This is a genomic window from Cetobacterium sp., from assembly GCF_048470075.1.
In the GTDB taxonomy this organism is placed as follows: Bacteria; Fusobacteriota; Fusobacteriia; order Fusobacteriales; family Fusobacteriaceae; genus Cetobacterium_A.
The window spans coordinates 1-9,262 of record NZ_DBGBQB010000110.1; the positions used below are offsets into that span (position 1 = coordinate 1).

The 9,262-nt window shown below is 30.0% G+C and carries 10 protein-coding genes; 4 read left to right on the plus strand and 6 right to left on the minus strand.

All coding sequences use genetic code 11. The features are described from left to right. The 4 genes from ACMOUI_RS04120 to ACMOUI_RS04135 all read left to right on the plus strand — a co-directional run. A partial coding sequence (locus ACMOUI_RS04120; RefSeq protein WP_418964471.1) for a DUF3427 domain-containing protein occupies nt 1-2,691 on the plus strand: 2,691 nt, incomplete at its 5' end. A gap of 12 nt (nt 2,692-2,703) precedes the next feature. After that, on the plus strand, nt 2,704-3,108 hold the full coding sequence (hepT, locus tag ACMOUI_RS04125; RefSeq protein WP_418964472.1) for a type VII toxin-antitoxin system HepT family RNase toxin: 405 nt from the start codon (nt 2,704-2,706) through the stop codon (nt 3,106-3,108). Nucleotides 3,109-3,110: 2 nt separating this feature from the next. Further along, nucleotides 3,111-3,524, plus strand: a complete 414-nt coding sequence (gene mntA / locus ACMOUI_RS04130) for a type VII toxin-antitoxin system MntA family adenylyltransferase antitoxin (RefSeq protein ID WP_418964473.1) — start codon at nt 3,111-3,113, stop codon at nt 3,522-3,524. After that, nucleotides 3,524-3,919 (plus strand): (deoxy)nucleoside triphosphate pyrophosphohydrolase, encoded by a 396-nt coding sequence (locus ACMOUI_RS04135; protein WP_418964474.1) that lies wholly within the window; start codon nt 3,524-3,526, stop codon nt 3,917-3,919. The genes mntA and ACMOUI_RS04135 overlap by 1 nt, the downstream gene beginning before the upstream one ends. A gap of 90 nt (nt 3,920-4,009) precedes the next feature. Here ACMOUI_RS04135 and ACMOUI_RS04140 read toward each other — a convergent pair whose 3' ends face one another. The 6 genes from ACMOUI_RS04140 to ACMOUI_RS04165 form a co-directional block, all read right to left on the minus strand. Beyond that, nucleotides 4,010-4,393, minus strand: a complete 384-nt coding sequence (locus ACMOUI_RS04140) for a VOC family protein (protein WP_297432340.1) — start codon at nt 4,391-4,393, stop codon at nt 4,010-4,012. A 68-nt stretch (nt 4,394-4,461) separates the two neighbouring features. Then, complete coding sequence (locus tag ACMOUI_RS04145; RefSeq protein ID WP_418964475.1) at nt 4,462-4,728, minus strand: SemiSWEET transporter; 267 nt, start codon at nt 4,726-4,728, stop codon at nt 4,462-4,464. Then, nucleotides 4,729-6,159 carry a 6-phospho-beta-glucosidase gene (locus ACMOUI_RS04150; RefSeq protein ID WP_418964476.1) on the minus strand — a complete coding sequence of 477 codons (1,431 nt, stop codon included), beginning with the start codon at nt 6,157-6,159 and terminating at the stop codon, nt 4,729-4,731. 18 nt (nt 6,160-6,177) lie between these two features. Next, complete coding sequence (locus ACMOUI_RS04155; protein ID WP_418964477.1) at nt 6,178-7,527, minus strand: 6-phospho-beta-glucosidase; 1,350 nt, start codon at nt 7,525-7,527, stop codon at nt 6,178-6,180. A gap of 18 nt (nt 7,528-7,545) precedes the next feature. Continuing rightward, the gene (locus ACMOUI_RS04160; RefSeq protein WP_418964478.1) at nt 7,546-8,877 is read right to left on the minus strand and encodes a PTS sugar transporter subunit IIC; all 1,332 of its coding nucleotides are present in this window, start codon (nt 8,875-8,877) and stop codon (nt 7,546-7,548) included. Between the two features lie 17 nt (nt 8,878-8,894). Then, nucleotides 8,895-9,218, minus strand: coding sequence for a PTS sugar transporter subunit IIB (locus tag ACMOUI_RS04165; protein ID WP_418964479.1), 324 nt, complete (start codon nt 9,216-9,218; stop codon nt 8,895-8,897). Between the last annotated feature and the right edge of the window lie 44 nt (nt 9,219-9,262).

Sequence of the window (9,262 nt, forward strand, 5' to 3'; positions counted from 1 at the left end):
AACTATCTTCATTTTACAGAATTGAAATCTATAGAGTTTTTAAAAAGATTTAAAAATATAGAGGTTAAATTTTTTGATAGTGACAAGATGGAAGGGTTTCATACTAAGGGGTATATATTTGAGTATGAAAACTATTATAAAGCTATAATAGGATCTTCTAACCTTACTAAAAGTGGACTTAAAAGTAATATAGAGTGGAATACAGCAGTTACTACAGAGAAAAATAGTGACTTTATAAAAGGGATTTTAAATGAGTTTAATTATCTTTGGGGAAAAGGTGTTGAAAATGTAAATTCATATATAGTTTCATACGTAAAAAAAGAGGAGATAGTTGTAAGAAAAAAAGTTAGAGATGAATATTTTTTAGCAGCAGAGGATCATGAGTTTGGAATCTATAAAGAGTCAGATATAAAACCAAACTATATGCAGGAGACAGCTTTAAAAAACTTAGAAACAACTAGAATGTATGGAGAGACAAGAGCTCTTTGTATTGCAGCTACAGGAACAGGAAAAACATACTTAGGTGCCTTTGATGTAAAGGTATTTAAAGCTAAAAGATTACTTTTTATAGTTCATAATGAAGAGATATTAAAATCTGCTATGGAAACTTTTAAAAATATTTTACCTGAAAAAACTATGGGCTTTTTTACAGGAAATAAAAAAAATACAGATAGAGATTATATTTTTTCCACTATACAAAGCTTAAACAATAGATACCAAGAGTTTAGAGAGGATGAGTTTGATTATATAATAGTGGATGAAGCACATCATATAACTGCTAAAAGTTATGAAAAGGTTATAGATTATTTTAAACCTAAGTTTTTACTAGGATTAACAGCTACACCTGAAAGATGTGATGGTGGAAATATATATGAGATTTTTCATATGAATGTACCTGTAGAGATTCGTTTACAAGAGGCACTAGATAGGGAGCTTGTGACACCATTTCACTATTATGGAGTAAAGGATATATCAGATGTAAATTTAGAGGGTATTGATTTAAATGATATTTCTGCAGTAGCTAAAGCATTGAGTTTAGAAAAAAGAGTGGATTTTATTATAAAGAAAATGAATTTTTATGGATATAGTGGAGAGAGAAGAAAGACTATAGGATTTTGTATATCTATTGAGCACTGTAAATATATGGAAGTTGAATTTAAAAAAAGAGGAATAAAAGCAATAAGTGTAACTAGTGAAAAAAATTCAAATGAATTAAAAGAGGATATAATAAAAAAATTCAAAGAGACAGAGGATTTAGAAGTTATATTTACAGTTAATATTTTTAATGAAGGAATAGATATTCCATGTATAAATAGTATTTTAATGTTAAGACCAACAGCATCACCGATTATATTTACACAGCAGTTGGGAAGAGGACTAAGACACTATGAAAACAAGGAGTTTTTAACAGTTATAGATTTTATAGGAAACCATTCTAGAGCTTTTTTAATTGCCTTGGCACTTATGGGAAGAAAAGGTTATGATAAAGAGAGTATAAAAATAGCTGTAAAAAGGGATTTTGATAATCTTTCCAAATCTATTCATGTGAAGATGGAAGAGATTTGTAAAAAAGAGATATTGAAACAACTAGATAATGAAAACTTTAATAGTTTAAAGTATTTAAAGGCTGAATATGATGAGTTTAAAGATTATTTAAAGGGAAAAGTTCCAAGACCATTAGATTTTATTGAGTATGAAGATGCTCCTAATTTTTATAAATATGTGAGACTTCAAAAATCATATTTAGATTTTTTAGATAAAGTAAAGGATAATCTGTTTTCATTAAACGAAGAAGAAAAAGTAGTTATTCGTGAAATAGAGAGATTTTTACCTATAAAAAGAGTGTATGAGTTTGCAATAATTCGTGAATTAGTAGCAAAGAATTATGGACTATCCAAAAATAGGATTTTAGGAGTAGTTGGAAAATATATTGAGATATCTGATGTTAAGCATACTCTTGATACTATAGACCATGCTATGAGATATTTAAATGGAGATTATTATGATTCTCAAGATTTGAAAAGATGTGGGAAACTTTTTCAAGTCTCTGGTGAAACTATAGAGAAAACAGAACTATTAAACAAAGTTTTAAAAAATAAAGATGTAAAGGATTATATTTTAGAAGTTTTAGATTATGGACTTTTAAAATATAAAGAAAGCTTTGGAACAGAAGATTATGGTTTTCCATTTTTAAAGTTATATGAAAACTATTTTATGAAAGATGTAGCATTAATTTGTAATTATCAAATGAAACATAGTTCTGTTAGAGGAACTGGGTTATTTGCAAATGGAAATAATTATTTTTTATTTGTGGATTTACATAAAGGTGCAGATGTTAAGGAGAGCATAAAATATAATGATAAAATATTAGATAGATATAATTTTCAATGGGAAAGCCCAAATACCACAAGAGTTGGAAGTGAAAGAGGACAAAATATAGTTAAAAATAAAGAACGTGGTATAAATTTACATATTTTTGTAAGAAAATACAAAGAGGTTGATGGTGTAGTTCAACCATATATCTATATAGGAAAAGGGGATTGTGTAGACTACAAGGATGAAAAACCGATAACTACAACCTTAAGGTTAGAGAATCCACTTTCTAAAGAGATATATATCGAACTTACTGAAAGAGTAGAAAAAATGCTACAAGTAGCAGAAGTAGGAGAGGGAAAAAGAGAGTTAATCTAAGGAGGAATTAAGTTGAAAGATGATGTAATTATTAATAAAATTGAAACTATAAAAAGATGTATAAAGAGAATAGAAGAGGAGTATGCAAATAAACCAAGTAATCTAGAAAATTATACAAAACAAGATTCTATAATTTTAAATTTACAAAGAATGTGTGAAGCAACGTTAGATTTAGGGCTTCATTACATAAAAATAAAGAAATTAGAAATTCCTCAAACAAGCAAACAGATATTTGAAGTTTTAGAAAAAAATGGAGTTATTGATAAAAAAACATCAGTAAATATGCAAGGGATGGTAGGATTTAGAAATATAGCTGTCCATGATTATCAAAGCTTAAATATAGAGATATTACAGAAAATAATAGAAAAACATTTAGGAGATTCTTTAATTATTGCTAAAAAAATATTGGAGGATTAATTATGGATGAAATTATTTTAAAAAGCATAATTGAATGCTTAAAGGACTTTGAATGTAAAGTGATATATATATTTGGTTCATATGCCATAGGTAAAGTTAATGAAGAGAGTGATATTGATATAGCTTTTTTATCAGATAAAAAAATAGAAAAATATGATATTTTTATAAAAGCTCAAGAAATATCGAGTAAAGTTAATAGAGAAATAGATTTAATAGATTTGAAAGATTCAACAACAGTTTTCCAAAATCAAGTTGTTAGAAATGGCGTAGTTATCTTAGATAAAGAACCAATTGAAAGAGAAAAATTTGAAATTGTAGTTTTAAAAAAGTATATGGAATTGAATGAATTAAGAAAAGAACTATTAGATGACTATTCGGAAAATTTAGAAGAATTTATTAGAAGTAGGAGAAATTAATGAAAAAAATTATTGAGGTAGTAGGAGCTATTTTAGAAAATCCAAATGGTGATATATTTTGTGCTATGAGGCCAAAGGATAAAACTTTCCCAGGGATGTGGGAGTTCCCAGGTGGTAAAATTGAGGAGGGTGAGGAACCTAAAAGAGCTTTGGAAAGAGAGATTAAAGAGGAGTTAAATATAGATATAAGAGCAGATAAAGTTTTTGACGAAGTTCAAAAAGAGTATGAAGAGTTTATTATAAAATTATCTACTTATAACTGTACAGTTTTAGATTTCTCAGAGTTTAAATTGGTAGAGCACCAAGAGTTTAAATGGATAAAAAAAGAGTCATTAATGACTTTAGATTGGGTTCCAACAGATATTCCAACTGTAGAGAAGTTAATAAAACTATAAGAAAAAAAGAGCTAGTAAACTAGCTCTTTTTCATATAATAAAGCTCTTGATATTAAATTAATCTTATTTGTATAAGTTAAAAAGTTTAGATTATGCAACTAATTCTATTTGATTTCCATCTGGATCAAGAATGCAACTTTCGTAATATCCATCTCCTGTTGTTCTTGGTCCACTTAAAAGAGTATATCCATCTTTAACAAGTCTATTTGTAAGAGAATCTACAGTCTCCTTATTTCCCAAAGAAAAAGCTAGATGTATAAAACCACAGAACGGAGAGATCGATTCATTAATATTTAAATTAGGCCTTGTCATTATTTCTAATCTTGCTCCATTTTCAAAACTTAAAAAATATGTTTCTAATCCTGTTTTTTGATTGTGATATTTATTATTTGAGGTTGCAGAAAAGTATTTCTCATAAAAATCTTTTAATCTCTCCAAATCATTTGTGTAAATAGCAATATGATTTATTATCATGATATTCCCCCTGAAAACATTTTTCTAATTTAATCATATTTTTATTAGAAATACAATAGTTGAAAAAATTATTTACTTTTTAAATTACTTCGAATCTCTCTTATTTTATAACAAAGAATTATAGTTGAAGCCACAGCAACAATGGAGTTAGCAATTATAATAGGTAAATCATTTAGATAAAAACCATATAAAACCCAAAGTAAAACTCCAGTTACAAATAAAATATACATAGTTAATGATATACTTTTTGTATCTTTACTTTTTGTAACCTGTATAACTTGAGGAAAAAAGGCGATAGTAGTCAGTGTAGCCGCTATTATACCGATTATTCTCATCTATAGTTCATCCCCATTTGAAGAGATAACATTTTTATACCAGTTAAATGATTTTTTCTTAGATCTTTTTAAAGTTCCATCTCCATTATCATCTTTATCAACATAGATAAATCCATATCTTTTACTCATTTGACCAGTTCCAGCACTGACTAGGTCTATACATCCCCAAGGGGTATATCCTAGAAGTTCAACGCCATCTTTAACCCCCTCTTTCATCTGCTCAATATGCTGTCTTAGATACTCAATACGATAATCATCCTTTATGTTTCCATCAGTTTCAACTTTATCAACAGCCCCAAGTCCATTTTCTACAATAAAAAGTGGCTTATTATATCTATCATAAAGTTCATTCATAGTTATTCTAAGACCCACTGGATCAATAGTCCATCCCCATTCAGATTCTTTTAAGTATGGATTTGTTAAAGAGGCAAAGGCATTACCGTCTCTAACATCTTTCATAACTTTAGGATCTGCACTTCTAAGTCTACTAGAATAATAACTAAATCCAATGTAATCAACGGTATGTTCTTTTAATATTTTTTTCTCCTCCGCTGTAATATCCAATGAAACTCCAATCTCTTCTAGCATTCTTTTTGAATAGGATGGATACTCCCCCTTAGATTGTATATCTATAAAGAAATAGTTCTCTCTATTAGCAGCCTGTGCAGCTAAGATATCCACTGGGTTACAGGTATTGGGATAGACAGTTCCCGCAGCTAACATACATCCAATCATGTTATTAGAATCAATTTCATGTCCAATTTTTGTGGCTAAAGCACTTGCAACAAGCTGATGATGGGCGCTTTGATACATAATTTGTTTTTTGTTCTCACCCTCTTCAAAAACAAGACCACCACCAAAAGATGGGATATGTAAAATGATATTTATCTCATTAAATGTCATCCAATATTTTACTTTACCCTTGTATCTTTTAAAAAGAACTTCACAATATCTAGTATAAAAATCGATTAACCTTTTATCTTTCCAACCACCATATTTCTTAGTAAGTTCTAAAGGTGTATCAAAATGATTTATAGTTATAATGGGTTCTATATTATTTTGAATAAGCTCATCAATTAAAGCATCATAGAATTTTAATCCCTCTTCATTAGGTTCTAAATCATCACCATTTGGAAAAATCCTAGCCCAACATATAGATGTTCTTAAACATTTGAATCCCATCTCTTTAAATAGCTTTATATCCTCTTTAAACTTATGAAAAAAATCTATTGAAATATGTGAGGGATAATATCCATAATCTGTATTCATAGCTTTTTTTACATCCTCTAGAGCCTGTGCTCTTAACTTTGGTCCACCAGGTAAAATATCAACTGGTGATAGACCTTTTCCCCCATCTAGATATGCACCTTCACACTGATTAGCAGCAATAGCTCCTCCCCATAAAAAATCTTTAGGTAAAGTATTTTTCATTTTTTCCCTCCTAACTTATTAATATTTATATCTTTCAATTGAGTTATGAAATTGAGGTAAATAATCCCAGTTTTCCCTAATAATCTCATCTAATATAGTTTTAGCGACAGCTCCACTTGTAACTAAAGGATTTACAGTTAAAGCTTGTAATGCTTTTCCATAGTTTCCTGTAACAGCAGCCTCAATTGTAAGTTGTTCAAAATTTTTCATAAGTTGTAGAATTCCTCTAGCTTCTATTGGCATAGGTTTTTGTGGATATGGTTTAACGCCATCTCTATATACTTTGGCTGAAACTTCAACGGCACACCCATCAGGTAAACAATCAATAAGACCATCTTTATTCTCAGTTGAAACAACGATAGTTGTACCCTTGTCATTGTATATTGAATTTATAAGTTCACACGCAGCATCAGAGTAGTATTGCCCACCTCTTTGTTCCAACTGCTTTGGTTTTACCTTTAAATTTGGGTCTTTATATAATTCAAATAGTTCATTCTCTACCTTTTTAACCTGTTCTCCACGAGTACCCTTTCCACTTCTAATCTCCTCTAATTGATCAGCCAACATCTCATCAGTTAGATAATAGTATTTATGATATGCACAAGGAATCATCTTTAAATCCATAATCTGCTCTCTTATCCAAGGTTTCCCATGTCTTAAGTTAGCTGGAAGGTTCTCAATATCAGTTAGTATCTTAGATAGAGCCTCCTCTGTTCTATCCACACCATTATGAATAACCTGTCTTCCCCAGAAGAAGTGGTTTAATCCTCCACAGATAAGTTCAATCTCATTATCAGGAACTTGTAGAGCATCAGTAACTGATTTTCTAACACCAATAGGCACATTGCAAAGACCAGCAACCTTGATATTAGGATAGTATTTTAAAACTGATTCAGTTACCATACCACTGGGATTTGTAAAGTTTACAAGCCAAGCTTCAGGGCAAAGTTCAGTCATATCTTTGCATATATCTAAAATAACTGGAATAGTTCTAAGAGCTTTTGCAAAGCCACCAGCTCCATTTGTTTCCTGTCCAATCATTCCATATCTTAAAGGTATTTTTTCATCTCTTATTCTAGCGGCTAAAAGACCAACTCTAAATTGAGTAGTTACAAAATCAGCGTCTTTAAGAGCTTCCCTTCTATCTAAAGTTAAATAGATTTTCATTTTATCCTCTAAACCAGCTTCTTTTACCATTCTTTTAGCTAGACTTCCAACTATCTCTAGCTTCTCTTTTCCATCCTCAATATCAACTAACCATAACTCCTTAATAGGTAATTCATGATATCTTTTAATAAATCCTTCAACAATCTCAGGTGTATAAGATGATCCTCCACCAATTGTAACTATTTTAACAGGTTTTTTCATAATATATCCTCCCTCAAATTAAATCTCTTCTAGTAATGATTCTAAACTATCCTCTTTTTTAACTTCACTTTCATCAGCTGCTAATTGAGCATCATAGATTTTAAAGAATGGATAGAAAATAACTGTTGATAAAATAATACTGAAAATATTAAGTAAAACTACAGATACAGAGAAACCAGATGCCAAGAATCCAGCTATAATAGGTGGCGTAGTCCAAGGGACTATGACAAAAGGTATTTTTACTAAATCCCATTTCATTAAAAACCAACTGATAATTGTTATTAAAACTGGATTTAGTATAAAAGGAACTATAAGTAATGGGTTCATAACTATAGGAGTTCCAAAAATAACTGGTTCATTAATATTAAATAGAGATGGCGTTATAGATAGTTTTCCAACCTCTTTTAACTGTTTAGAACGAGCTCTAAAAAGCATAAGTAAAACAAATCCAATTGTAGATCCACTTCCACCAATTTTAATTGTCATATCTGTAAAAGCGGCACTTGAAATAATATAGCCATTAGAGTATATATTTTCAATACCTTGGGCAGCAAGAGCTGCGTTATGAAGAGTATTCTCAAGCCATATAGGATCCATTATTCCTCCTACAATAGTAGCTCCATGTATTCCAGCACACCAAAGAACAGTTGTTAATAAAACTGCTGTAAGTTGACCAACTAATGAAGTACTTGCAAATCTTAGTGGAGTACCTACAATGATATTTACAGCATCGTGAAAGTTAGCAAAGCTTGTATTAGCTAAAATAGCTGTAACAACTCCCCAGAAACTGATAACAATAACACCAGGGATTAATGACATAAAAGTTTTTGAAATAGCAGGTGGTACACTTTCAGGAAGAGTTATAACTAACCCTTTTTTTAGTACCTTATTGACAAATTCAACACTAACAAGACCAATAATAACACCTGTAAATAAGCTTTTAGCTCCTAAATACCCCATACTAATGTTTCCATCAATAGCTGAAGGAATCATAGTTACAAAGAAACTTGAAACAGCTATTATTGCATTTGATAGAGCAAGTTCATGCAATCCATACCCAACAGTCAGTCTATATGCAACTGCCAAACATGCAACCATACCTACGATACCAAAACAAGCATCAGATATAAAAGAAAGATATCTTCCTATTCCGCTACTGGCTATAAAATCGGAATATCCGGGAATGGGTAAAAAACTTAAAATAAGAAAAAGTGATCCCACAATAGTTAAAGGCATTGTGGCAACTACACCATCTTTAATAGCTACAACATGTCGTTGAGCTGCTATTTTATTTGCCGTAGGTATAAAATGTTTATTTAAAAATATATTGAAACCTTCGAATAACTTCATATATATCCCCCCTAATATTATTCATTTGCTTTTTTAAACTCTTTTATAGCTAAAATTGCATCTTTTAAAACACCTAATCCATCCATCATTCCATATTTTTGTGTATTTATAGTAACCACAGGGAATCTTCCATCGGCAAGTTCAATCATTTTACTCTCTAAAAATTTTATCTGTGGTCCTAATAGTAGTATATTTATATCATTGAAGTAACTTGGAGCTTGAATTTCAGGAACTGCTTTTATATCTGCTTCTAACTTATGTTCTGCCGCAATTTTTTTCATTTTATTAACCAATAGACTTGTTGACATTCCAGCATTACATGCCAATAAAATTTTAATCATAATTAATTACCTCCGATATTTTTTATTTTTGTTCTGTTCTTAGT

Bases quoted from the DNA above. Each gene is read 5' to 3' on its own strand.
- ACMOUI_RS04135 (WP_418964474.1), top strand. From the start codon at position 3,524: ATGAAAAAAATTATTGAGGTAGTAGGAGCTATTTTAGAAAATCCAAAT.
- mntA (WP_418964473.1), top strand. From the start codon at position 3,111: ATGGATGAAATTATTTTAAAAAGCATAATTGAATGCTTAAAGGACTTT.
- ACMOUI_RS04160 (WP_418964478.1), bottom strand. From the start codon at position 8,877: ATGAAGTTATTCGAAGGTTTCAATATATTTTTAAATAAACATTTTATA.
- ACMOUI_RS04145 (WP_418964475.1), bottom strand. From the start codon at position 4,728: ATGAGAATAATCGGTATAATAGCGGCTACACTGACTACTATCGCCTTT.
- ACMOUI_RS04155 (WP_418964477.1), bottom strand. From the start codon at position 7,527: ATGAAAAAACCTGTTAAAATAGTTACAATTGGTGGAGGATCATCTTAT.
- ACMOUI_RS04165 (WP_418964479.1), bottom strand. From the start codon at position 9,218: ATGATTAAAATTTTATTGGCATGTAATGCTGGAATGTCAACAAGTCTA.
- ACMOUI_RS04150 (WP_418964476.1), bottom strand. From the start codon at position 6,159: ATGAAAAATACTTTACCTAAAGATTTTTTATGGGGAGGAGCTATTGCT.
- ACMOUI_RS04140 (WP_297432340.1), bottom strand. From the start codon at position 4,393: ATGATAATAAATCATATTGCTATTTACACAAATGATTTGGAGAGATTA.